Raw genomic sequence first — 24079 nt, 5'->3', positions numbered from 1 at the left:
GAGTCAAAATGATCAGGTTGAAAAGAAGTAAGAAGCGCAGAAAACAAATAAAATGATCGACACAAATAGAGATCATTTTTCTTTTCGCTCAAATCTCAAAATACCAATCTGAGCTCATCCATCTATTTGAAAAGAATCATACTTAAAAGGTATAGAGACTTAAGCGATTTCATGGATTTTTATAATAAAACTTTTCTACGCTAGCTCAATCAATGACCTCAGATTTAACGCGATCGTCTATTCCTCATATTAATTTTTAACGATAAAAAAAAGCGCCCCGAAAGGCGCTTGCTATGAATTAATGATTAACACGGACACTTCTTCATATCACCGCCCGCAGATGGATAACGGGAATCCACACAGTGACGATAAAATGTTTTCGGGTCCATGGCTTCCAGATCGGGATGATGCTTGCGCATATGCTCCACATAGGTCTGGTAATCAGGTACACCGACCATCAGACGGAAACTTTGCTGCAAACGTTGCCACAAGGTCGCAATCCGCGACCAGTTTTTCGGATTCAGTATTAAATCCTTTTGTGACATTACGGTCATCTTGATGATTTTATAAATCATCGTTTTCCCGCTTTTGGCAAACTTCAGATTCATAATATTCCCCTTAATGACCTTTCGCTGGCTGAATCTCTTCAGGATCGCGATAAATCGCTTCTGCTTCATGTACAGATGGCTCAGGATTTGCCAATGCACGACGAATCACGCGAATTGCAGCAAACAACATGACAAAGGCTACAATCATAAAGAAAGCACAGAGCGCAGCATTAATCTGGTTCGACATCGCTACCGTCTGCATTTCTGCCACAGTTTTCGCTGGTGCCAGGATTTCATTATTGGCAATCGCCGTGTTGAAACGATCAGCCTGCGCAAGGAAACCAATCTTTGGATTTTCGTGGAAAATCTTCTGCCAGCCTGCTGTCATGGAAGTAATGAACAGGAACACTGTCGGGATAATTGTCACCCAGACATATTTCTGTTTTTTCATCTTGAACAGAATGACAGTACCAAGAATGAGCGCCATCGCAGCCAAAATCTGGTTACCAATACCAAACAGCGGCCATAAACTGTTAATCCCGCCGAGTGGATCGACTACGCCCTGATAGACGAAGAAGCCCCAGCCTGCCACTGCAACCGCAGTACCCAACAGGTTTCCGAAGAAATTATGTGATTGTTTTACTGCTGGAATCACAATACCGACAGTATCCTGCACCATGAAACGACAGGCACGAGTACCAGCATCAACAGCAGTCAGGATGAATAGTGCTTCAAACAAAATCGCAAAGTGATACCAGAACGCCATCATTTCACGACTGTTGAAAATTTCGGTGATGATATGCGCCATACCAATTGCAAAAGTTGGCGCACCACCAGTACGCGACAGAATCGAGTTCTCACCCACTTCCTGTGCCAGTAAATTCAAGGCTTCAGGGGTTACCACAAAACCAAGGGTTCGCACTGCTTCTGCTGCGCTTTCTGCGGTAGTACCGAGCAAGGCTGCTGGTGAGTTAATCGCAAAATAAATTCCTGGATCCAGAATTGCAGCACAGATCAAAGCCATGATCGCTACAAAAGATTCCATCAACATACCGCCATAACCGATCATACGGATATCGCGTTCGTTGTTGACCAGTTTCGGTGTCGTCCCTGAAGAAACCAAGGCATGGAAACCGGAAATCGCACCACACGCAATAGTAATGAACAGGAATGGGAACATAGAACCTGCGAATACAGGACCAGTCCCATCAATGAATTTGGTAATCGCTGGCAGTTTCATTTCAGGCATGGCAAACAGGATACCCACGGCCAAACCTGCAATCACGCCAATTTTCAGGAAGGTCGACAGATAATCACGTGGAGCAAGCAATAGCCAGACTGGCAGTACCGATGCAATGAAACCATAAATGATCAGTGCCCAAGTCAGCTCAGTGCCAGAAAGCGTAAAGAACGGACCCCAATATGGATGTTGTGCGATGTTTTCACCGTAGATAATGCCCAGCATCATCAACACAAAACCGATAATCGAGACCTCAGCAATTTTACCCGGACGGATAAAACGCATATAGATGCCCATAAAGATCGCAATCGGAATGGTGGCTGCAATACTGAATACACCCCATGGACTGTTGGTCAGGGCCTTCACCACCACCAGTGCCAATACCGCCAGAATGATGATCATCACGCCCAAGGCACCGAGCATCACGATAATACCGGCAAAAGTACCCAGTTCCTGTTTTGCCATTTCCCCCAGTGAACGACCGTCACGACGGGTGGAAATAAACAGCACCAGGAAGTCTTGTACCGCACCGGCAAGCACCACACCGACTAACAGCCAGATCGTACCGGGTAAATAGCCCATTTGTGCTGCCAAGATCGGACCGACTAAAGGACCTGCACCGGCAATCGCTGCAAAGTGATGGCCAAACAGAACGCTTTTGTTGGTCGGCACATAGTCCAGACCATCGGCCAGACGATGCGCAGGCGTTAAACGGCGTTCATTCAGCTCAAATACTTTGGTGGCGATAAACAAACTGTAGAAACGGTAAGCAATGCTATAGACACAGGCGGCGGCAAGTACCAGCCAGACTGCATTGACATGCTCACCCCGACTCAGTGCTAGAACTCCAAAAGAGACTGCACCCACAATGGCTACCAAAAGCCAAATCATTTTCGAAGTCAGCGTCGACTTCTTTTGTAAAGTTTCCATTCAATCCCTCATATTGTGATGCATACAAATCAGCGTGATTGTTGTTGTTCGAGGTACTGCTGTTTTCCCTTGCGACTTTACGCCTGTTCTTTCGCTTTTCCTCTAAGACTTTGGCATAAAAAAAGGGATGATTTAAATCATCCCTCTCGATAATAGTCTATTTTCAAACCATTATGCACGTTCTAAATAATCACCAGTACGGGTATCTACACGAACGCTTTCTTCTTGCTGTACGAATAATGGAACACGTACCACAGCACCTGTTTCAAGTTTCGCTGGCTTACCGCCACCGCCAGAAGTATCACCACGAACACCTGGATCAGTTTCAACGATTTTAAGTACTACGAAGTTCGGTGGAGTCACGTTTAAAGGCACGCCATTGAACAACATGATGGTACATTTTTCATTTGAATCGTCTTTTAACCATTTTGCAGCATCGCTCATTGCTGTTTTATCAGCTGCGATCTGTTCAAAGGTAACAGGATCCATGAAGTTCCACATTTCGCCATCGTTGTACAAGTATTCCATTTCTACTTCAACGATATCAGCCGCTTCTAGGTTCTCGCCTGATTTGAAAGTTTTTTCCAGAACTTTACCTGATTTAAGGTTACGTAATTTTACGCGGTTAAAAGCTTGGCCTTTACCTGGTTTTACGTATTCGTTTTCCATGATTGAACATGGGTTGCCATCAAGCATAACCTTAAGGCCTGACTTGAAATCATTCGTAGAATAATAGGCCATGACTGGCGCACTCCAAACTTACTAACTTTAATCTATTGATGCTATGGGCTGTTGCGATGTCATTTAGCAAGTCTGACACGAACATTGAGTTGCCACATGCACATTCATTTGATGTTGCGTATTCTAAATGAGCAATACACTTTGCCGCAATGAAAAAATCCGCTTTCACCCACTCAGGCTGTTTAAGTTACAATCAGACATGAAAATCCTTTGTTTATTCATGTCTTGCTCAACGTTAAAATACCATCAGGCGAGCACGAAGATCAGCATAGCTTAATCACTCTTTATTTTATAGCGCAGTGGATTATTGCGCTTCCGCACAAACTGTTAAACTGTGCCCATCAGGCTTTGTCCTCTCACTTATTATTGTTAATCTTCCGGCATGACGAACTATTTATATCAAGAACAAAACTGGCAATCACAGCTCAGCGACCTGATCACTGATCCACGCGAACTGCTTGAAGTGCTACAACTCGCACCTGAACAGCTTCTCTCAGGCGCCATTTTAGCTTCTGAACAGTTTAAACTGCGCGTACCACGTGCTTTTGTGGGCAAAATGCAGACCGGAAACCCTTTAGACCCATTGCTTTTACAAGTGCTGCCCCATCATCTGGAACTGGAAGAACATCCAGGATTTGTTACCGACCCCTTGGGCGAAGAACAGGCCAATCAGCAACCCGGCGTACTGCACAAATATAAATCCCGTTTCTTGCTGACACTGACTGGTGCCTGTGCTGTACATTGCCGTTATTGTTTCCGCCGGCATTTCCCCTATCAGGAAAATCTGCCTAAAAACGAAGACTGGATAAATATCAAGCAATATCTGGAAAGCCAGCCTGATATTAATGAAGTAATTCTGAGCGGCGGTGATCCATTAACCTTATCGAACCGGAAATTAAAAACCTGGATTGAACGACTAGAATCAGTACCACATCTCAAATTCTTAAGAATACATTCACGAGTTCCTATTGTGATCCCCAACCGAGTCGACGAAGAGCTACTTAGCATGTTAAAAAACAGTAGGCTACGTATTATTCTGGTGGTACACTCAAACCATGCATCGGAGCTGGATGACTTCACTTGCAAGCGTTTAAACCAACTGGTTCAACAGCAGATCACCGTTCTGAATCAGGCGGTCTTATTAAACGGGGTGAATGATTCTGCTCAGGTTTTAGTGGATTTAAGCTATCGCTTGTTTGATGCCGGGGTCATGCCTTATTATTTACATGTACTTGATAAAGTAAAAGGTGCGCATCATTTTGATTTGGTGCCTGACCATATTAATGAGATTTATACAGAAGTTTTAGCGAACCTTCCGGGGTATTTGGTTCCTAAACTGGTTCGAGAAATAGCGGGCGAGAAGAATAAGACACCGCTTTTTGGGGTTTCAACATTTTTGAGTTAAATAATAAAGATGAGCACGCATACTTCAGACATTTTTCAGACACCGACGGAACTTAAACGAGAGCAGTTGAGCTTTTGCCCAACCACTGCCAAGGCTTTGCAGGAATGGGTTGCGGGGATTTCGATTCTACAGCTGGGGAATTCATCCAAATCCCTGTTTAATGCCTTATTGGAAGTTTCCGAGCTGAAATGTACAGAAACCCTGCGCTTTGACCTGATTCAGGTCTTGCATCCCACCCTTGAAAATGTACTGACCAGTCTGGAAAAGCATTTCGTCAATCAGGGCCTGATCACTTCCGACCGGAATGACCAGATCATTGAACTGGCCATGCTGCTGCGCAGTCATTTTGCCAAAATTTATATTGATATCGTCAAACGCTGTAATCATCAGCTGACCCATCAGAAGTTTTCGCTATTTTCTCTAGGCAAAAAGAAGAGCATTCAAACTGCCCGGATGGTATCGATTTATTATGCCCTGCAACAACTCACACTTCTTTTATATCAACAGCATATGCTGTATAGCACGCCAGGTCTGGGACAATGGCTGGCTGCCCATCAACTGCTTGAATGTGCAATAGACAATAATTTTTATCAAAGCAATATCAATCAGGTATTAGGTACCCAGCATGAAATCCAAAATATTGCACATGCCTATGCACAGCTGATTTTACTGGATATCTTCAATACTCATCAGATCCGGCCTGCAGAAATTCAGGGCCTGTATCTATGCAGTTTTGACTGGGCCAAACTGGTACAGATCCTGCCGAAGGAAACCACGCTGTCCCGTTATGTAGTCGATGCCAGCAAAGATCATCCGCCGATCTTTCATACCCATCAAGAGCCACAGTTTCAGCCAAGCTTCTATATTTCTACCCAGAACCTGATGGATCATTTAACGGGGACTCAAAGCAAAAATGCCCAGTATCTGTCTCGGAATGAAAAACTGTTCCTGACCCCTGCATTGCATTTTCATATCTACAATCTGCTCTCAAACAATGTCGAGCGTCGTCATGAACGTTATGAATATTCAGCCCAGATCAATATCTGCTTTGGCTTGAGTGTGGCGCATTTTTACCTATCTAAAGGTAAAAACTTCAACGAAACCCTGGAACTCGAGGCCAATTATAATTTCCAGAGCGAAAGCAGTTTTGTCAGCTCGATGGAAAACGCCATTCCAAGTAGTTTTAGCAGCATCAAGGCGCTTGATCGTGAAACGAAACAGATCCATAGCGCTGAAGTTCTGGATATCAGTGTCAATGGTTACCGGATTAAATGGACCGGTGTTACGCCTGCCAATTTAAAAACCGGTGAATTTATTCTGGTTCAGGAAAAAACCCAGAGCCAGTGGCGTGGCGGTGTGATTCGCTGGATCAAGCAGTCCACTGACAAGAGCCTGGAAATCGGGCTGGAAATTCTGGCACAAGAACTCTTTCCTTGTGCGGCGTATGCACGTACTGAACGTCATCATGTCAATTATCAACCCGCACTCTTGGTGAAAATGACGCAACTGGATCAGGTTTCAACCAGTCTCATCGTGTCTGGCTCCCAGATGTTTAGGGAAAAACAAACGATTCATTTACGTCTCGGTCAGGAAGAACTCAAAATCTATCTGACCAAAGCACAACTGATTACGCAGAGTTTCATCCGTTTTGATTATGAATTATTGAATGATCAGGAAGAAGAGATGATCGAAAACTTTATCGATCAGCACATGAATGAAAGCAGAAATCATGATTTATGGGAAGCATTGAAGTGAGAAATCCATTATTGTCTAAAAAGTTAAAACGTACTGAAACACGTTTACTGATTATTGATGATAATCAAATTAGATATAACCAAATCCGTGATCTGCTGACCAGTAATGATTATCAGGTAGATGCTGTCCTGCTGGATGATCTGCAATCTTTTGAAAAACAATTAAATTTCAACTGGGATCTGATTATTTTTGGACGTGCCTACGACCTGAAATATGAACAGGCCTTAAGTTTGGTGCGCCTTTCGCAGCAGCCTAATCTGCCGATGATTTTGCTTAAACCGGATGATTACCAGGCTGAACAATATGCGCAATATATCCGTAAAGGGATCTATGACATTCTCAATTTTGACTACCTGGAACGCTTTTATGTGGGACTGGTTCGAGCATTGTCATTTAGCCGTTTGTCACAGTCTCACCAACATTTAATGACTGAGCTGGAAACAGCACAAATTCAGGCACAATCTTTAGTAGACGACAGCAACCGTGCTGTTGCCACCATTCAGGAAGGGATTCACATTCAGGCCAATGCGGACTACCTGAAACTGTTTGGCTTGCAAAATGAAGATGAGATTATTGGTCTACCGCTTCTGGATCTGCTCCAGCCTTCAGATTTGAATGATTTTAAAACCCGTTTCAAAAAGATTTCTCAGGGTCAATTTGATTTAGGTCGAGTCGAGATTCAGTCTCTGAATCCGCATGTGTCCGCATCTAACCCATTAAAATTGGAATTCTTGCCTTCAACTGCTGAAGAAGATGCAGTGCAAATTAGCATTGATACCCAATCTAAAACAGTTTCTTCTGAGAAGACTCCTGGAAAACCAAGCGTTTTTCAGTCACTTAAACGTGAACTGAACAAGCAGTCTGCACCAGTGAATGCCTTGGTCACTTTCTCTTTAAGTGCATATGATCCGGAAGTTCTACAGTCTGACTGGACCACTTTTAATGGGTACTTTGATGCAGTCAAAGAATTCCTCAAGGAACAGACCCATATTCCCCTGTTTAAACTGGAATATGATGTCGTTGTCGGTCTGTTCCAGGCAGACTCTAAAGCAATTCTTGAATCCAAACTGATCAGTTTAAATGCCTTAAGCAAACCGCAACTCATTACAGTGGGACAAAAGTCATTCCCTCTAAATTTGCGCTTAGGCTATGTCACGCTTGAACAGGGTTTACAGGATGAAATGCACTGCAATACGCTGATTGGACAAGCATTCTCGACATCTTTACCTCAAGCAGAAGCTGTACCTGAATTTAAACTCGACATTCCAGCCTCACTGAGCAGTCCAAGCTCTTTAGATATGCCGAGTATAGACTTCAGTGTTGCTGAAACACCAGTTACCAGCTCAACAGTTGCAGCTGTCAGTCCAGCAGTCACCTCTATTCCTAACGCTACACCTTCTATTTTGAAAGCCTTAAGTGAATGTCTAGAACGTGGCGAGATCCATTTAAAGTATCAGCAACTCTATGATAAAGAAGATACGCGTTTATATACCTATGAAGTGACCAGTGGCTTTATTTTTGAGAATAAATGGCAGGATATCTCTAGCCTTTTAGAACTTCATGAAGATGATGAACTGTCCATTAAACTGGATCGCTGGATTCTGGTTGAGGCCAGTAAACAGCTACACAACTTTATTACCCAGTATCCTGATGCAAGCTTAATTGTCAATTTGAACCGTGCCGTGCTATTTAAAGACCGCACCTTCCCGGAATTTATTTCCAAGCTGATTACGATTATTCGCAGCAAAGTGAAGCACCCGCTAATCTTGCAATTCTCAGAAGAAGATATTTTACTGAATCAGCAAGATGCACAAAAATATCTACGAGTGCTGTATGAACATGGTGCGCTGATTGCACTTCGTGATTTTGGTCAATCAATGTACAGTCCAAATTTACTGCGCGAACTGGAACTGGATGGTGTTAGCTTACATTCGAGCTTAACCAATATGCTTAATAAAGACACCGAGATTGAGCAGTTACAGGAAAAAATCACCAGTTACAACGAAATTAAGCCACTCAATATCCTGATTCGTGAATTAAATGATATGACACTTTTCGCGAATGCCTGGAACGTGGATGCCCGCTTTATTCAGGGGAATTATTTCCAGAAAAAACTCGATCATTTGATTGATGTACAAGATCACTAAGATCTTGTACAAGCCTGCGCATTTAGGAAATCGAATGATAATTTTTTAAATTGCAGGCACAAAAAAAACGGGCTTAAAGCCCGTTTTTTCATTTTGGGTATTAACGTTTAACAGAACGTGACATACCAGCAAAACGTTGTTTGAACTTGTCGATACGACCGCCAGTGTCAACGTTCTTTTGCTTACCAGTGTAGAATGGGTGGCAAGCTGAACATACGTCTAGATAAAGAGTTTCTTTACCAAGAGCTGAACGAGTTTCGATTACGTTACCACATGAACAAGTAGCAACTAAAGTTTCATATTTTGGGTGAATATCGGCGCGCATCGTCGATTACTCCATTAGATTCAAGAAGGTTTAGCTGTCATCGCTATTGATCACTCTCAAATGAGGAAGCAGGAACATCGTTCATGCAGATCAACACCACAACAGACCATTCTTTTGGCCCACCGAGACGGATACCGTCAGAGCTAAGCACAACAAGTGGGCGTCATTATACGTGAAACGAATTCAATATGCGAATTATTCTTCAGCTTCTGATCCAGCCTCTTTGGCCCACAGATTGGCAATAATCCCGCAGACCATTAACTGAATCTGATGAAAAATCATGATCGGCAGGACAATCATGCCCAGCGGCTGGCCAATAAATAAAATTTGCGCCATCGGCACTCCACTGGCCAAGGTTTTCTTGGAACCACAAAAGAATGCCGTTTTTTGGTCAGCGCGGCTAAAGCCCAGCCAGCGTGGAATATAAAGTGATAATAACATCACAATGGTGAGTAACACCGAGCAAGCCAGCAATAGCAACAACAAGGTACTCAAGCTCACTTCATTCCACAGACCAGCCACTACGGCGCTACTAAAAGCGCCATACACCACCAGTAAAATCGAACCTTGATCGAAAACCTTGACGATTTTTGGCATTTTCATCATTTGTGGATAGATCCATGGACGCAGAATCTGTCCTAAAATAAACGGCACCAAGAGCAGCAGTGTAATCTGGATAATCGATGAAGTCGGATCAAAACCATGATCAGATTGACCGAGAATAAAAAATGCCACTAATAATGGGGTAATAAACATACCGATCAGGTTGGAAAAAGAGGCACTACATACCGCCCCGGCGACATTGCCATGAGCCACTGAAGTAAAGGCGATCGAGGACTGCACCGTAGAGGGCAGAAAACACATAAACAGGAAACCCCAATACAATTCCTGTCCGAGCATTGGTAATAAAATCGGCTTGGCCAAAAGTCCGAGAATTGGAAACAAAGCAAAAGTGAGCGCAAAAACCAAAGTATGCAATTTCCAGTGCATAATGCCTTGCACTACGGCTTCACGAGACAATTTGGCGCCGTGCAGGAAAAACAGGATGGCAATCGCTCCTGTCGTCACCCAGCCAAAGACTTCAGCCGCCTGCCCCGAAACTGGCAGCACACTGGCCAGCAAGACCATCACAAACAACAGTATCGTAAACCGATCCAATGCCAAGAACTTAAGCATATCCCTATAATCCCTCAGATTTTATTGTTTGATATAAAAATGCCCGGCTATCTTAACAGATGCCGGGCCGATGCTATGCACTCAGATTGATGTAATATTTTCATCTATACATGAATGCATTTCATATATCTCGCTACGTCACACTTAGTTATTACGTGCATTGTTGTCTTGCTGGATCAGCTCGATCTTGTAGCCATCTGGATCTTCAACAAATGCAATTACAGTCACGCCACCTTTCATTGGGCCAGCTTCACGCACCACATTACCGCCACGCGCTTTAATCTCTTCGCAAGCCTTGTAAGCATCATCAACTGCAATCGCAATATGACCATAAGCATTGCCCAGTTCATAGCTGTCTGTATCCCAGTTATGGGTCAATTCCAGTACGGTGTGATTCTCTTCATCGCCATAACCGACAAAAGCCAGGGTAAAACGGCCTTCTTCGTAATCACGCTTACGAAGCAAAGTCATGCCAAGTACTTCAGTATAGAACTTGAGAGATTGTTCTAAATTGCCTACACGTAACATGGTATGCAGCATGCGCATATTAATCATCCTTCTGTACAGATTGTTGTTGGTGTTCACCGAGCAGTTTTGCGACCCAAACCACCAGAATCAGGATCGGAATCCCGATTAGAGTAGTCATCAGGAAGAAATTCGGATAACCGATATTGGTGACTATAGTACCCGAATATCCGCCTAAAATCTTAGGGGTCAAAGTCATGAGTGAGCTAAAAATCGCATATTGAACAGCGGTAAAAGACACACTGGTCAAGCTCGACAAGAATGCAATAAACGCAGCACCAGCCAGCCCAGCAGCCAGATTGTCGACAATAATAGCAAAATAAAGCCACTTGTCGCTATAAGGTTTAATTACCTTACCACTGACTTCGACTGTATCTGAACTGTTGCCATCCACCACTGCCAAGGGCTGAATATCGACATCCAAATTCTGGGTACTGCTCAGCTGATCATTGACCTGATAAACATGTATGGTTTGCTGTAGTGCTTGACCATCTTGCATCAGGACGGCACTGATAATATGTGCAGGTGACTGAATCAGTTGTTGTGCAGGAATCGCGGCAGTAAATACGCCTTCGCTTTCCAGTTTTGCATCAATATTCTGATCGTTGATTTGCAACACAATCTTTTGATTCTCTTGCAGTGCTTTACCGACATACTGGCCGCGCACTACAATGGTCTTGTCCTGTTCAGCTACAGTGAGGGTATTGTCACTGGTGATCGGCAGGATCTGTAACTGGGTGCTGTCCTGTTGTGCGGTCAAATATGGCATATTAACCTGCACTGGCGCTTGATTGGTATTATCTGCATTAAGATAAGCGGCTGACACTTGTAGCTGTTTGCTCTGCGCCAGCACTGCACTCGGTACATCTAGCTTCCAGTAACCCACTTCATCGGTCTCTGCCTGATAAACCTGATTACCGGCTTTAACTTCGACAGCTGCCAGTTTTTCACCAGACTTGACCAGTCCGATAAAAATCAGGTTGGTGGAACAGGCTAGCACGGCACCGACAAACATCAGTTTCATGATGTTCATCTTCTGGGCCAAGAGCCCGCCAAGGAATCCACCGACTAAAGAGAAAATGACTCCATAGACTTTAACCGCCTCGGCAATCTGTTCTTTACTGAAATTCAGGTCCTGATAGAACACATTAGAAATGACGCCGGCAATAATATCGGAGACCCGATAAAAACCGATCAGCAATAACAACACCAATGCCAGTTTCAAGCCATAACGTTTAAAGAAGTCTGCAACCGGATTGACCCAGGTTTCATAGGCCATCTGCCTGTTAACCGCACCCATTTTTACCAAGCTTGCACCAATCGCAAATGCGACAGCACCTGAGCCAATAAAGCGTAAGGCCTCAAAACAGAACAAGGCAAAGGTATCTTCAATAGCAAACTGTTGCTTGATACTGTCCACCAGATTGCCTGAATAGATATAGCTCAGTACAAAACTGATCACCGCAACAAAAAATACCGCAACTAAACGGAAATAATCACTGCGCACATAGTGCTTGCGTACACGGTTAACGTGCGGCTCGCGGATAGAAAGTGTGGTGATAATACCAACCAGCATTACAGCAGCCATCGCCAGATAGGTCCATTTCCAGGCATCGTAGATATAGTTGCCTTTGGCAGTTCCCAAATAGGCTGCCAGAAACAAGGCCCCAGCACCAGCGACAATCATCCCGATCCGGTAACCGGCATTATAGGTGGCGGCCAATACGGTCTGCATCTGGGTTTCCGCCAGTTCAATCCGGTAGGCATCAATCACAATATCCTGCGTTGCTGCGGAGAAACCAAGCAGGACTGCACCGAGCGCCATTTGCTGTAAATGTGTTGCACCCAAAGCCGGATCAGAAAAGGCCATAATGGAAATGGCACAGACAATCAGAATCTGCGCAATCAGCAACCAGGCACGACGACGTCCCAGAGCCTTGGTCAGAAAAGGGACAGGAAGTTCATCAATGAGCGGTGCCCAGACGAATTTAAATGAATAGCCCAATGCGGCCCAGCTAAAGAAAGTTACTGCACTTTTGCTGATTCCGGCCTCACCTAACCATAAAGACAGACTGGAAAAAATCAGAAGAATCGGCACACCAGCCGAAAACCCCAAGAACAGCATGATCAATGCACGTCGATCTAAAAATGCTGTAAATGCGGATTTCCAACCCGTCGTTTGTGTTGTCATTGCTTTATTATTTTCCGCAGAAAAACCAATTGCTGCTATTCAATCCTGTAATAGCGTATCTTTCAACAAGATTTATATATTTATCACATTTCCGGTTTTTTATTTTCTGGCAAAAGCGACATGTTGGCTTGAATTTTTCAAGTAAATCTGTATACCTTAACTCTCATCAACGTAATATTTCGTTTTGGATTTTCAACAGTGACCCAGAGACTCGATCAAATTAATTCTTCTATTGCCAGTAACACCAGCACAACTCCACAAAAAATCCGCTCAGATTTACTTATCTCTGCATTTGAACAAAGCGAAATTAAAAATACTCTGGACCATACCCGGTTAACATCCACCCAGCTGACGCACATTCCAAACTTAGAAAAAATTCCTGCGTCAACCAAACGGATCAAGCCCCTGAATAACTTTTTGGGCCAAGATCGCGCACGCGCCTCAGTTGAGGCCGGGATTGCCCTGCCTTATTCCGGCTATAACATTTTTGCTGTCGGTACCGCAGGTCTCGGTAAACGCACCATGGTGAAGCGTTTGCTGCAACAGCACGCCAAAACTATGGAAACCCCGAATGACTGGGTGTACGTCAATAACTTTCAGAACCAGCGTCAGCCGATTGCACTAGAACTGCCCTCGGGTCAGGGCCCAAAATTCCAAGCCATGTTGAATCAAAGCTGGCAAACGATCCTCAAGCAACTTGAGCGCCGTTTTACTGCAGAAACCTATCACAACCGCATTGAAATGATTCGTCAGGAAACCGGGGATGAGCAGCAGCAGGCGCTCATCGAACTCACCAAGGAAGGTGCAGAACTGGATCTGAAGCTGATCTCTCGACATGATGAGCATTGTTTTGTCCCCGTGCATCTGATTGATGACAAATTGCAGGAAATGTCTCAGGAAGATCTGAATGCCTTAAGCAATAAAGATCGTGCTGAACTGGCGTCCAACATGCGCTATATGGACAAGAAACTGGAACGTCTGGGTTTGCACCTGGGTGATCTGGAAGATGATGCACGTGATCGCGTACAGATCCTGAACCGCGATATCGCCAAGCAGGTGGTCTTACCGCGAGTCGAACAGATTCTGGCAAAATTCAAACATGTGGAAGGTCTGGAACATTACCTGAAATATTATGCCGAAGACATTATCAACAATGTCGAAATTGTGCTGGAACAGGAAGAAGACGATTTCACTCCGGCACTGTTCAGTCGCGTTCCAGCACGTTATCAGGCCAATGTGATTATTACCCATAAGCCGAACAGTGGCGCACCGGTAATCTTTGAAGATTTTCCAACGCATTACAATTTATTGGGGCATGTGGAACAACTGACCCAAAATGGTACGATTACCACGGACTTTACTTTGATTCGTCCAGGTACCTTGCACAAGGCTAACGGTGGCTTCCTGATGCTGGAAGCGGAACAATTGCTGGAACAGCCGTATGCATGGCAAGGCTTGAAGCGCGCGCTTAAATCGGGGCATTTAAAACTTTCCTCGCTCGAGCATATGATCACGCTGACCGGCAGCATTTCGATTGAACCTGCTTCAATTCCTCTGAATATCAAGGTGATCTTGCTGGCTGAGCCTGAGATCTATTATGAAATTTTAGAGCTTGAACCAGAGCTGGGCAGCATCTTTAAAATCCGTGCTGATTTTACCGATACATTACAACGTAATGACGATAACGAGCAGGCTTATATGCAGCTGATTGCCGACTATGTGCAATCCGATAAATTACTGCCTTTTGACCGTTCCGCTTTGGCGGCATTGCTCACAGATTCCAGTCGTCAGGCCGAAGATCAAAGTTCATTGTCATTACATGCCCTGACGCTGGGCGATCTGATCCGTGAAGCACATCATCATGCCTTCCAGGCCGGTGACAAGATGGTTTCAGAAAAACATATCAATACCGCACTGGATCACCGTAAATATCGTCTTGGCTATTTACGTGAACTGTACTGGCAGGATCTGACCCGTGGTACCCAACTGATCGAAACCCGTGGTCATCGTCTGGGCCAAATCAATGCCCTGTCCGTCATTCACTATGCTGATGTTGAGTTTGGTCTGCCTTCACGTCTGACTGCTTCGGTTTACCAAGGTGGCGGTGATATTCTGGATATCGAACGCAGTGTCGAACTCGGTGGCTCATTACATGCCAAGGGCGTGTTGCTGATGTCGTCTTTCCTGAAAGCACATTTTGGCCGTGAACAGACCTTGCACTTCTCTGCTGCGCTAGCGTTCGAACAAAGTTATGGTCAGGTCGATGGTGACAGCGCCACAGTCGCGGAACTTTCTGCCTTGCTATCTGCCATCAGTCAGTTACCGATTGATCAGTCCTGGGCCATTACCGGTTCCATGAACCAGCTGGGTCAAGTACAGCCGGTAGGCGGTGTGAATGCCAAAATTGAAGGTTTCTTTGATGCTTGCAAGTTACAAGGCTTGACCGGAAAACAAGGTGTAATTATCCCACGGCAAAATATGCAACATCTAATGCTGCGTAAAGATGTCACCATTGCTGTGGAAGAAGGCCAGTTCCATATTCACGCGATTGATACTATTGATCAGGCACTGGAAATCCTGATGGCGCGTCCTGTCGGTACCTTGGATAAAAAAGGTCGCTATAGCAAAAATTCAATCTATGCCGCAGTGATGGCACAGCTGGATTATTGGCAAGCGATTGAAGATGGTGCCGAACTGGTCGAAGTACCGAAGAAAAAGAAAAAAAAGAAGAAGAAAGACAAGAAGCAAATCGTCGAGCCACAAACTGAAGTTGAAGCTGATGTTTCGACAGTTGAACAGCCGGATGCAGCGACAGAGGATTAACTCTGACCTTGACCTAAGCAAAAATAGAGACAAAAAAAGCGCTTCTCAATGAAGCGCTTTTTCACATCTGGACTTAATTTAATACAAAATTAAGCATCAACTGCCGGGCTGTACTGTTCAACTAAAGGCTTTAATTCACCTTTTTGGAACATGTCGAGCATGATATCACTACCGCCGATCAACTCACCATTGATCCAAAGCTGTGGAAATGTCGGCCAGTTGGCGATTTGTGGTAACATCGCGCGAATGTCCTGGTTTTCTAGAATGTTTACATAAGCAAACGGACGACCAATTTGACTGAGTGCTTCTACTGCACGTGCAGAAAAACCACATTGTGGAAATTGCGGTGTGCCTTTCATGTAAAGAAGTACTGCGTGTTTTGCAATTTGGTCACGAATTAACGCTTCGGTATCGCGTGCTTGTTCAGTCATTGATAAATCCTCAACTCATCTGTCTCGCATTATACCCAAATCCAGGCAAAACAGTATGTCTAAAGCAATAATTCCAATTTTATTTACAATTACCCTTTAAATCTGAGCGGGTTTTTGCTTATATAAGTTTTTCTTTCCACCTAACAGTTAAGAGTTAGTCATGAATAATATTACCCTCGCACCGGTACAAACTGATCAACCGTCTCATTTGATGCCTGTTTTTGGCCGTCAACCGATCAGCTTTGTCCGAGGACGAGGTGCATATCTTTATACCGAAGATGGTACAGAGTATTTAGATGCATTAACCGGCATTGCCGTATGTGGTTTGGGACACGCGCATCCAGTTATTGCCGAAGCGATTGCTGAACAGGCAGCGACCCTGATTCATACCAGCAACCTGTTTGAAGTGCCTTGGCAAACCGCTGCCGCACAGAAACTGGCTGAAGTTGCAGGCATGGAAGAAGTATTCTTCTCAAACAGTGGTGCAGAATCCAATGAAGGTGCAATCAAAATTGCACGTAAATTCGGTCATATGCAAGGCATTGCTTCACCAAAAATTATTGTTGCTGACCAGTCTTTCCATGGTCGTACCATGGCCACCCTGTCTGCTACAGGCAATAAAAAAGTGCAAGAAGGTTTTGGCCCGCTGGTTGAAGGTTTTATTCGTGTACCTTTTGGTGATATCGAAGCAATTGAAGAAGCTGCAATCAATCATCCGGATATCGTAGCGATTTTGATTGAGCCTATTCAGGGTGAAGGCGGCGTGAATACCGCGCCTCAAGGTTTCAGCTATTTAGAAGAAATTCGCCAAATCTGCAACCAACACAACTGGCTGATGATGCTGGACGAAGTACAAACTGGTAATGGCCGTACCGGTAAATACTTTGCTTATCAGCACACCAATATTGTTCCGGATGTCCTGACAACAGCCAAAGGCCTAGGAAATGGCTTCCCGATTGGTGCAGTGATGACCCAAGGTCGTGGTGTTGGCGTACTAACTGCAGGAAATCACGGTTCAACTTATAGCGGTACAGCACTGGGTTCGCGTGTGGTTTATACCATTCTCGATATTATGCAAAAAGAAAATATCGTCGCGAATGCTGCTGAAAAAGGTGCTTATATCGTTGACCAACTGCGTAAAAAACTGGCAGATCAAAATGTCATCGTACGTGGTTTTGGTCTGATGATCGGGATTGAATTACCAAAAGAATGCGGTGATCTGGTTGCGATTGCACGCGATGAATACAAGATGATTATCAATGTCACTGCAGGCAATGTCGTTCGGTTGTTGCCTACCCTGAATATTACCCAGGAGCAGGCAGACCAGTTGATCGAACGTCTGGTAAAAATGATCAAAGCTTATTTGGCATAAAATCCTAGCCTAAAAATTAAAAAAGCCGCTCTAAAGCGGCTTTTTTATGATTCTGCATTCTATGATGCGTTTTGTAACATACGTCCGCCAGAGATCTGGCTAAAATATTGTTTCAAGGTATCAAGACAACGGAGAATTTTTGTAGGTTGTTGTTCACGTTTCGGAATAACTGCATACAGTGTAATCGGTGGCAGTCTCCATTCAGGCAGAACTTCAACTAAAGTACCGTTCAGCAAATCCTTTTTAGCATCAAGATATAAAACCTTGGCAATCCCATTGCCCTGCAAGCACATCGATTTCGCAACCAAACCGTTATTGGTACTGAAACGGGATTTCAGTTCAAATTCGGCTTTTTCTGCAGTATTTACATGTTGAAAATGGTAATACTGATGTTTTTTAAGCTGTGTCAAAGGTAAGACCTCATGATTTTTAAGGTCATCAGGTCTCGAAATAATAGTGCTTTGATTAATATAACTCGGTGTCGCCACCAGAATTTGCTCAATCTGTATCAATGGCACAACCTGAAGATTATGCTCATCATTTTTCTGTTCAAATCTTAGGGCGATATCAACCCGCCCATCCAACAAATCAACCTCATGATTGTTTGTTTCTAAATGTACTGCCAAGCCACGATGTGCAGCCATCCAATGAGAAAGTGCAGGAATCACATGATTCGCGCACAATTCTGGCAAAGAAACGATACGCAGCTCGCCCACGAGATCATCACGTAACTCATTGATCCGGACTTTACCGCGTTCAGCAGCAGATAACATTTCTTGACAGCTATGGAAAAAAGCTTGTCCCGCTTCGGTCAGACTTAATTTTCTCGTCGAACGATTTAGAAGTACGACTTCCATATCGTGTTCTAACGAGCGAATTTGTTGACTGACGGCGCTGGTCGTAATCCCTAATTCACGGGCAGCACCGCTAAACGAGTTTTTTTCCACAACGCAAGCAAAGACACCCATTGCTCGAAGTTGATCTAACATAAATTTCCCTCTAAACTTATGAGATGCTCCATCATTTGATAAAAGCAACTTATTGTATTATACGGCGAAATTTACACTTTGCATTATTTATTTAATTGTTTGGTAAAACTGCAGTAGGATTAATAGGTTTGCCGTCTAAACGCACCTGAAACTCCAGCATGGTGCGGGTTGTACCAGTCGACCCCATTTCTGCAATTTTTTGACCAGCCGTTACATTTTGGCCACTTTTCACGTTCAATTTACTGTTATGTGCATAAGCCGTGATATAGCCATTGATATGCTTTACCAACACCAGATTGCCATATTCTTTCAGACCATCAGCGGCATACACCACCTGCCCGTCTGCTGCTGCAAATACCGGATCGCCGACATTGCCACTATAGCGGGTGCCCTTGATATTAGAAGCTAAATTGTATTGCTGAAGAATCGCACCATTCGATGGTTTTACCCAACGTAAACCTGCAGCCGTAGATACTGGCGTAACCGGTGCAGATGTATTGACGCGTGGTGTGGTTTGTACTGTGGTTGCTGGTGTCACCGGTGCCGGTGTAGGCACTGCAATTGTTTGACGCTGGATTGGCGCTGCCTGAGTCATAGCCTGAGTACTGGTGCTACGGCGCGCAGTATTGCTTTTCAGGCGGATTGATTGTCCGACATAAATCCGGTAAGGCGCACTGATATCATTCATCTCGGCAACACTGATATAGTTCAGTCCATAACGTGCTGCAATCCCACTCAATGTATCTCCTGAACGCACCGTATAGAAATCAGGAGCTGTTGCATAACGCGTTGCATTATTCACCTGGGGTTTGGTGGCACAACCGGTAATTACTCCTGTAGAAATAACAACGGTCGATAAAACGAGGGTTTTAATCAGGGTTGCAGGCGAAGCTACGACACATTTCGGTAACACCAAGAACATTATCTTCCTCTCTAATGCTATACGGTTGCAAAATTCCGTTAAGATTAGCAAAGTTTTACGGCAATATACTTGCAATCGCGAGTTTTTCACAAAGTTATAACACTAAGGACGCATTTTCTGCCAATTGTGTTTGTAAATTCCGCAGACTCTCATAATTGGTAGCATCCATCTGAATCGGGGTAATACTGACATAGCCATTGGCGACCGCAGAGAAGTCCGAATCAATTTCGTTAAATCCTGGCTTAGGGTCTGCGACTGCTTCTCCCGAGAGTCCAATCCAGAATACCTCACGACCACGCGGGTCTACATGACTCGTCACCGGTTTAGACTGACGGCGGCGACTTTGATACGTCACTTTTTCACCCTGTAACTCAGCTACATCTGGAATATTGATATTAAAAATATGACGTTCAGGCAGAACAGGCAAACCACGAGCAATAAAATCATGCACCCATTCGGCGGCCAGCTGATAATTCTGAGGCTGTTGATAGCTGCGTACATTCGGTCCACTGAGTGATACGGCAATTGCAGGATGTTTACTTAAACGACCTTCAAAGGCTGCACCGACCGTACCGGAATACAGCACATCATCACCCAGATTCGCGCCGCTATTAATCCCGCTAACGACCAGGTCAAATTCAAAGTCAAACAGCCCGTTCATGGCCAAGTAGACACAATCTGCCGGCGTCCCATTAACCGCCCAGACATCAGGAGAAATCTGGATTGGGCGTAAAGGGCGGTCCAAAGTTAAGGCACTAGAAAAGCCACTGCGTTCACTTTCCGGTGCCACAATCACCACTCACCCCAAAGGCTTTAGCACTTGCGCCAAAGCCTGAATACCGGGTGCAAACACCCCATCATCATTTGAAACTAAAATATTCACTAAAAAATCTCGTTACGCTAAAAAATGACTGACTAGGACATTTCATTGTATTAGTGCAGGAATTATATATATTTATTGCTCGACATCCATCTTTATAATATGTGGCTCAAGATGATTAAAAAATTCTCTTTATTTAGCGCTCTCACTTTAAGCTTGGCAGCATTTATTTCCCCTTCAGTCATGGCAAACGATCTGACTGTTGAAGAAAACAATACCATTGTAAAAGAAGATATTGCATCAGCACAGGTTATGGCTGAAGTTTGCCCGGCAATCATTGGTCAAAATCCAAAATTTAACAGCACCGTTGAACAATTGATCCAGTCTTATCTTGCAGACTACTCAGATAAAGGCATGAGCTATCAAAAGCTACAGGCAGACAGTGAATATAAATCTTTACTTGAAGAAGCACGTCAGGGTGCAAAGCAAACCAGCTCAGACGAGCAGAAAACTGTCTGTGAAGAAATGCTGAACTACCAAGGCTAAGCCAGCTAAATTTTCAAATAAGACGGTGTAAACATCGTCTTATTTTCTCTTACAGATTTATTCATAATTCTACAGCTTCGCTACATTTCCCCACTTTTCAATCGCAAAAATAAGTTTAAGCTAAGCAAATTATTGTTCTAAATCTTCTTTTTGAGTTTTCAATGAAAAATCCAATATTCCAAGCTTTAACATTCTGCGCAATTTCTGCCGCCACTCTTTTGGGAACTTCTGCATTTGCAGCCGATGAAAACATTAATGTTACCCCAACTCAGCAAGTGACCAAACAGGAACTGGCAGCCATTTATGTTCTTTCAGAAATCTGTCCAAGCATGGTCAAAGACAAGTCACAGTTTAATCAGGGTTATACCAAGCTGGTGACTGAGTATATGCCGGGCCAGCGTAATCCGGTTGAAAGCTTAAACCAGATGGCTAAACAGAACGATTTCCGCAATATTCTGGCCGAAGCACAATCGGATGCCAAGAAAGCCGGCAAGAAAAAAAATCAGGTGATTTGTAATGAATTAACCACATATCAAAATTAAGCGAGATTTGAGCCGATTACTTACAATACTTTTGAAATAAGACCGGGTTTCCCATAGAAGTCAGCCTAGCTTTGTCCTAAAATGCTAGGCTCTTCGTGCTTACATCAAGATATAGGAACCCACTAGAAATGACCCAAAAAACTGCCCTTGCTGCATTATTATTAGTTCCTAGTTTTAGCTTTGCAGCAACTGTCCTATCTGCACCACCAGAATTGAATAATAAATCCTACGTGCTAATGGACTACGAGACAGGGCAACTTCTCGCTTCAAAAAATGAAAATGAAAAATTAGCCCCTGCTTCAATGACCAAGATGATGACCAGTTACATCATCGAACAAAAACTATTGAGCGGTGAACTCACTGAAGATGAACAAGTGCGCATGAATGAGTCAGCATGGTGTCGCGGCAGTAGCGCGGAATCATGTATGTATGTACCTTTAAATGGTACGGCAACTGCACTTGAAATGCTTCGCGGGATTATTATTCAATCAGGGAATGATGCGTCGAAAGCCATGGCTGAACATATTGCAGGGAACGAGGGTACCTTTGCACATATGATGAACCAGGAAGCTAAACGTATTGGCATGACCAATACCAGCTTTGTGAACTCAACCGGTATGCCGGCTGAAGGTCATTATTCAACTGCCAAAGATATGGCAACGCTGGCACAACACATCATTAAAGACAGTTCTAAATATTATCCGATTTATGCGGAAAAAGAATTTACCTTTAATGGCATCAAGCAAGGTAACCGTAATGCCCTGCTATATACTGACCCGAGTGTAGATGGTTTAAAAACTGGCCACACTGATGAAGCTGGTTATTGTCTGACCACCTCATCAAAACGCGGTCCTACGCGTCTGATTTCAGTGATTTTTGGTGCACCAACCATGCAGGAACGTGCGACACAAACACGTGAATTGCTGGCTTGGGGTTATGCAAACTTCGAAACCAAAAATGTTCAACCTGCCAAACAGGTACTTGCCAAAGCCAAAGTCTGGTTTGGTAAGGAAGATGAAGTTCAGATCGGTCTTGCTGAAAACTTTAACGTGACCATGCCAAAAGGTCAGGCTAATGCGATTAAAACCCAGCTGGTGGTTCAACCTAAACTGACTGCACCTTTACAGCCTGGTCAGGTCGTAGGTAAATACGTAGCGACTCTGGATGGTAAAGTAATTTCAGAAAAACCATTGGTGGCTTTAAACGCGGTTGAAGAAGCTGGTTTCTTCGCACGTATGCTCGACCACATTAAACAGTTCTTCTCAAACTTGTTCTAAGTTTAAATAAACTGTTTTAGTCCCGGACTAAGACCAAAGCACTCATTCAGATGGGTGCTTTTTATTTTATACTATGCACATGATCCTTAAACTTTTAATGAGCAGATCACCATGAGCCAAAACATTCGTTCTTATTTAGACACGACTCCAGAAATTGATAAATCGTGTTATATCGATCCGATGGGAATCGTGGTCGGCGATGTGGTCTTGGCTGAAAATGTTTCTGTCTGGCCTTTTGCCGTGATTCGTGGTGATGTTAATTCAATCCGGATTGGTAAAAATTCGAATGTTCAGGATCATGCCATGTTGCATGTCAGTCATAAAAAAGCCGATAAACCGAATGGTTCGCCTTTGATCATTGGTGAAGATGTCACGATTGGCCATCATGTGACATTGCATGGTTGTACGATTGGTAATCGTGTACTAATTGGGATTAACAGCATTATTCTGGATGATGTCATTATTCCGAATGATGTGATGATTGGTGCAGGTACGCTAGTTCCACCGGGTAAAGTTTTGGAAAGTGGCTGGCTCTATGTTGGTAGCCCGGCAAAAAAAGCACGTCCGCTCACTGAAAAAGAAATGGCATTCTTGCCTTATTCTGCGCAGAATTATGTGAAAGTCTCTCGAAATTATCTTGGGTAAAGCAAAATAGACAAATCTCTATATTTTAATCCTTTTGGTTTAATTCTTACTTTAAAACAAGCATAACTCGGAGGATTAAAATGTTTATTGCTGTTTACCGTTTCAAAATTAAACCAGCGAAAAAGCAAGCTTTTATTCAGGCATGAAAAAAGCGCACTGAAGGCATTTATCTGGTTTTAGGTTCTCTCGGTTCTCGCCTGCATAAAGAAGAAAAAACCGGTGATTATATTGGTTATGCCCAATGGACAAGCAGAACACATTGGGAAAATTCCGACTTTAGCTGTCTCAATTCAGAGGAATATTTAAAGCATAAAAAACTCGGTGAAGTGATGCGTGAGACCGTCATTTCAAGCGATACTATTTTGGAATTAGAGGTCGAAGCAGATTATTTACAATCGAGAGCGTTTCTTTTTGAATAATTTTTAAAGATTGGCATATTTCAATTCTACTTATCAGACATGAACATGATAAAAAATATTTCTAAAGTGTTTGCTGCTTATATTATTTACTATGACGGATTTAAAAAAAATTAAATGGATCAATGCGTAATATGTTGAGGCTATTTGTTCCTGCATTTATGTCTGTGATGACAATTAACTTATATAAACATTTAAAAGAATTAGGGCGTGTCCTCATTTGGCTTTACACCAAATAAATATGCAAGCAATGTAAATCATAGACTGGTAATTTCGTGCAAGCTTATCAAATCGGGTTGCAATCGCTCGGAAA

The 24079-nt window shown here is 43.6% G+C and carries 19 protein-coding genes and 1 pseudogene; 9 read left to right on the top strand and 11 right to left on the bottom strand.

What is annotated here, in order from left to right:
• Window positions 1–305 precede the first annotated feature (305 nt).
• From ACTL4S_RS07615 to efp, 3 genes are all read right to left on the bottom strand, one after another.
• Window positions 306–611 (bottom strand): YbdD/YjiX family protein, encoded by a 306-nt coding sequence (locus tag ACTL4S_RS07615; protein ID WP_171054308.1) that lies wholly within the window; start codon window positions 609–611, stop codon window positions 306–308.
• Window positions 612–618: 7 nt separating this feature from the next.
• Window positions 619–2718, bottom strand: coding sequence for a carbon starvation CstA family protein (locus ACTL4S_RS07610; protein ID WP_004279748.1), 2100 nt, complete (start codon window positions 2716–2718; stop codon window positions 619–621).
• A gap of 171 nt (window positions 2719–2889) precedes the next feature.
• Window positions 2890–3459 (bottom strand): elongation factor P, encoded by a 570-nt coding sequence (gene efp / locus ACTL4S_RS07605; RefSeq protein WP_004279747.1) that lies wholly within the window; start codon window positions 3457–3459, stop codon window positions 2890–2892.
• 382 nt (window positions 3460–3841) lie between these two features.
• On the opposite strand from efp, the gene epmB reads away from it, so the two are divergent.
• Genes epmB through ACTL4S_RS07590 form a run of 3 tightly spaced genes read left to right on the top strand, consistent with a single transcriptional unit; the run spans window position 3842 to window position 8766 of the window.
• Complete coding sequence (gene epmB / locus ACTL4S_RS07600) at window positions 3842–4864, top strand: EF-P beta-lysylation protein EpmB (protein ID WP_222112004.1); 1023 nt, start codon at window positions 3842–3844, stop codon at window positions 4862–4864.
• Between the two features lie 9 nt (window positions 4865–4873).
• On the top strand, window positions 4874–6619 hold the full coding sequence (locus ACTL4S_RS07595; RefSeq protein WP_441299064.1) for a cyclic-di-GMP receptor FimW-related protein: 1746 nt from the start codon (window positions 4874–4876) through the stop codon (window positions 6617–6619).
• Entirely contained in the window at window positions 6601–8766 is a 2166-nt protein-coding gene (locus ACTL4S_RS07590; protein WP_441299063.1) for an EAL domain-containing protein, read from the top strand. The genes ACTL4S_RS07595 and ACTL4S_RS07590 overlap by 19 nt, the downstream gene beginning before the upstream one ends.
• Window positions 8767–8866: 100 nt before the next feature.
• Here ACTL4S_RS07590 and rpmE read toward each other — a convergent pair whose 3' ends face one another.
• The 4 genes from rpmE to ACTL4S_RS07570 all read right to left on the bottom strand — a co-directional run bounded on the left by rpmE (window position 8867) and on the right by ACTL4S_RS07570 (window position 12983).
• Window positions 8867–9091, bottom strand: coding sequence for a 50S ribosomal protein L31 (rpmE, locus tag ACTL4S_RS07585; protein ID WP_004279743.1), 225 nt, complete (start codon window positions 9089–9091; stop codon window positions 8867–8869).
• 195 nt (window positions 9092–9286) lie between these two features.
• Window positions 9287–10267 carry a bile acid:sodium symporter family protein gene (locus tag ACTL4S_RS07580; protein ID WP_441299062.1) on the bottom strand — a complete coding sequence of 327 codons (981 nt, stop codon included), beginning with the start codon at window positions 10265–10267 and terminating at the stop codon, window positions 9287–9289.
• A gap of 144 nt (window positions 10268–10411) precedes the next feature.
• Window positions 10412–10813 carry a lactoylglutathione lyase gene (gloA, locus tag ACTL4S_RS07575; protein ID WP_004279741.1) on the bottom strand — a complete coding sequence of 134 codons (402 nt, stop codon included), beginning with the start codon at window positions 10811–10813 and terminating at the stop codon, window positions 10412–10414.
• Window position 10814: 1 nt separating this feature from the next.
• Window positions 10815–12983 (bottom strand): AmpG family muropeptide MFS transporter, encoded by a 2169-nt coding sequence (locus ACTL4S_RS07570; RefSeq protein ID WP_441299061.1) that lies wholly within the window; start codon window positions 12981–12983, stop codon window positions 10815–10817.
• Window positions 12984–13181: 198 nt separating this feature from the next.
• Between ACTL4S_RS07570 and ACTL4S_RS07565 the strand changes: the two genes are divergently transcribed.
• Window positions 13182–15806 carry a Lon protease family protein gene (locus ACTL4S_RS07565; protein WP_396470359.1) on the top strand — a complete coding sequence of 875 codons (2625 nt, stop codon included), beginning with the start codon at window positions 13182–13184 and terminating at the stop codon, window positions 15804–15806.
• Between the two features lie 89 nt (window positions 15807–15895).
• On the opposite strand, the gene grxD is transcribed toward ACTL4S_RS07565, so the two are convergent.
• Complete coding sequence (gene grxD, locus ACTL4S_RS07560) at window positions 15896–16237, bottom strand: Grx4 family monothiol glutaredoxin (protein ID WP_005104579.1); 342 nt, start codon at window positions 16235–16237, stop codon at window positions 15896–15898.
• A 160-nt stretch (window positions 16238–16397) separates the two neighbouring features.
• On the opposite strand from grxD, the gene ACTL4S_RS07555 reads away from it, so the two are divergent.
• Window positions 16398–17609 (top strand): aspartate aminotransferase family protein, encoded by a 1212-nt coding sequence (locus ACTL4S_RS07555; protein ID WP_441299060.1) that lies wholly within the window; start codon window positions 16398–16400, stop codon window positions 17607–17609.
• A 59-nt stretch (window positions 17610–17668) separates the two neighbouring features.
• Here ACTL4S_RS07555 and ACTL4S_RS07550 read toward each other — a convergent pair whose 3' ends face one another.
• The 3 genes and pseudogenes from ACTL4S_RS07550 to surE all read right to left on the bottom strand — a co-directional run bounded on the left by ACTL4S_RS07550 (window position 17669) and on the right by surE (window position 20403).
• On the bottom strand, window positions 17669–18598 hold the full coding sequence (locus tag ACTL4S_RS07550) for a LysR family transcriptional regulator (protein WP_441299059.1): 930 nt from the start codon (window positions 18596–18598) through the stop codon (window positions 17669–17671).
• 91 nt (window positions 18599–18689) lie between these two features.
• The gene (locus tag ACTL4S_RS07545; protein WP_195724905.1) at window positions 18690–19520 is read right to left on the bottom strand and encodes a peptidoglycan DD-metalloendopeptidase family protein; all 831 of its coding nucleotides are present in this window, start codon (window positions 19518–19520) and stop codon (window positions 18690–18692) included.
• Window positions 19521–19614: 94 nt separating this feature from the next.
• A pseudogene (gene surE / locus ACTL4S_RS07540) lies at window positions 19615–20403 on the bottom strand (5'/3'-nucleotidase SurE).
• A gap of 111 nt (window positions 20404–20514) precedes the next feature.
• Here surE and ACTL4S_RS07535 point away from each other — a divergent pair.
• The 4 genes from ACTL4S_RS07535 (at window position 20515) to ACTL4S_RS07520 (ending at window position 23350) form a co-directional block, all read left to right on the top strand.
• Window positions 20515–20886 carry an MCR_0457 family protein gene (locus tag ACTL4S_RS07535; protein WP_004279733.1) on the top strand — a complete coding sequence of 124 codons (372 nt, stop codon included), beginning with the start codon at window positions 20515–20517 and terminating at the stop codon, window positions 20884–20886.
• Window positions 20887–21047: 161 nt separating this feature from the next.
• Window positions 21048–21428, top strand: coding sequence for an MCR_0457 family protein (locus ACTL4S_RS07530; RefSeq protein WP_441299058.1), 381 nt, complete (start codon window positions 21048–21050; stop codon window positions 21426–21428).
• A gap of 128 nt (window positions 21429–21556) precedes the next feature.
• Complete coding sequence (gene dacC / locus ACTL4S_RS07525) at window positions 21557–22705, top strand: D-alanyl-D-alanine carboxypeptidase PBP5/6 (RefSeq protein ID WP_004279731.1); 1149 nt, start codon at window positions 21557–21559, stop codon at window positions 22703–22705.
• 111 nt (window positions 22706–22816) lie between these two features.
• A complete protein-coding gene (locus ACTL4S_RS07520) occupies window positions 22817–23350 on the top strand; it encodes a gamma carbonic anhydrase family protein (protein WP_253100375.1) in 534 nt (177 codons plus the stop codon).
• Window positions 23351–24079 lie beyond the last annotated feature (729 nt).

Origin of the sequence: Acinetobacter lwoffii (assembly GCF_052078135.1) — a bacterium.
Taxonomy (GTDB): Bacteria; Pseudomonadota; Gammaproteobacteria; order Pseudomonadales; family Moraxellaceae; genus Acinetobacter; species Acinetobacter lwoffii_Z.
This window is presented reverse-complemented; position numbering and strand designations above follow the sequence as displayed.

Excerpts from the sequence above, each read along its gene's own strand:
- ACTL4S_RS07520 (WP_253100375.1), top strand. The coding sequence starts at position 22,817 with ATGAGCCAAAACATTCGTTCTTATTTAGACACGACTCCAGAAATTGAT.
- ACTL4S_RS07570 (WP_441299061.1), bottom strand. The coding sequence starts at position 12,983 with ATGACAACACAAACGACGGGTTGGAAATCCGCATTTACAGCATTTTTA.
- ACTL4S_RS07590 (WP_441299063.1), top strand. The coding sequence starts at position 6,601 with ATGGGAAGCATTGAAGTGAGAAATCCATTATTGTCTAAAAAGTTAAAA.
- gloA (WP_004279741.1), bottom strand. The coding sequence starts at position 10,813 with ATGCGCATGCTGCATACCATGTTACGTGTAGGCAATTTAGAACAATCT.
- ACTL4S_RS07530 (WP_441299058.1), top strand. The coding sequence starts at position 21,048 with ATGAAAAATCCAATATTCCAAGCTTTAACATTCTGCGCAATTTCTGCC.
- ACTL4S_RS07595 (WP_441299064.1), top strand. The coding sequence starts at position 4,874 with ATGAGCACGCATACTTCAGACATTTTTCAGACACCGACGGAACTTAAA.
- ACTL4S_RS07550 (WP_441299059.1), bottom strand. The coding sequence starts at position 18,598 with ATGTTAGATCAACTTCGAGCAATGGGTGTCTTTGCTTGCGTTGTGGAA.
- efp (WP_004279747.1), bottom strand. The coding sequence starts at position 3,459 with ATGGCCTATTATTCTACGAATGATTTCAAGTCAGGCCTTAAGGTTATG.
- epmB (WP_222112004.1), top strand. The coding sequence starts at position 3,842 with ATGACGAACTATTTATATCAAGAACAAAACTGGCAATCACAGCTCAGC.
- ACTL4S_RS07580 (WP_441299062.1), bottom strand. The coding sequence starts at position 10,267 with ATGCTTAAGTTCTTGGCATTGGATCGGTTTACGATACTGTTGTTTGTG.
- rpmE (WP_004279743.1), bottom strand. The coding sequence starts at position 9,091 with ATGCGCGCCGATATTCACCCAAAATATGAAACTTTAGTTGCTACTTGT.
- ACTL4S_RS07545 (WP_195724905.1), bottom strand. The coding sequence starts at position 19,520 with ATGTTCTTGGTGTTACCGAAATGTGTCGTAGCTTCGCCTGCAACCCTG.
- ACTL4S_RS07535 (WP_004279733.1), top strand. The coding sequence starts at position 20,515 with ATGATTAAAAAATTCTCTTTATTTAGCGCTCTCACTTTAAGCTTGGCA.
- ACTL4S_RS07610 (WP_004279748.1), bottom strand. The coding sequence starts at position 2,718 with ATGGAAACTTTACAAAAGAAGTCGACGCTGACTTCGAAAATGATTTGG.
- ACTL4S_RS07555 (WP_441299060.1), top strand. The coding sequence starts at position 16,398 with ATGAATAATATTACCCTCGCACCGGTACAAACTGATCAACCGTCTCAT.
- grxD (WP_005104579.1), bottom strand. The coding sequence starts at position 16,237 with ATGACTGAACAAGCACGCGATACCGAAGCGTTAATTCGTGACCAAATT.
- dacC (WP_004279731.1), top strand. The coding sequence starts at position 21,557 with ATGACCCAAAAAACTGCCCTTGCTGCATTATTATTAGTTCCTAGTTTT.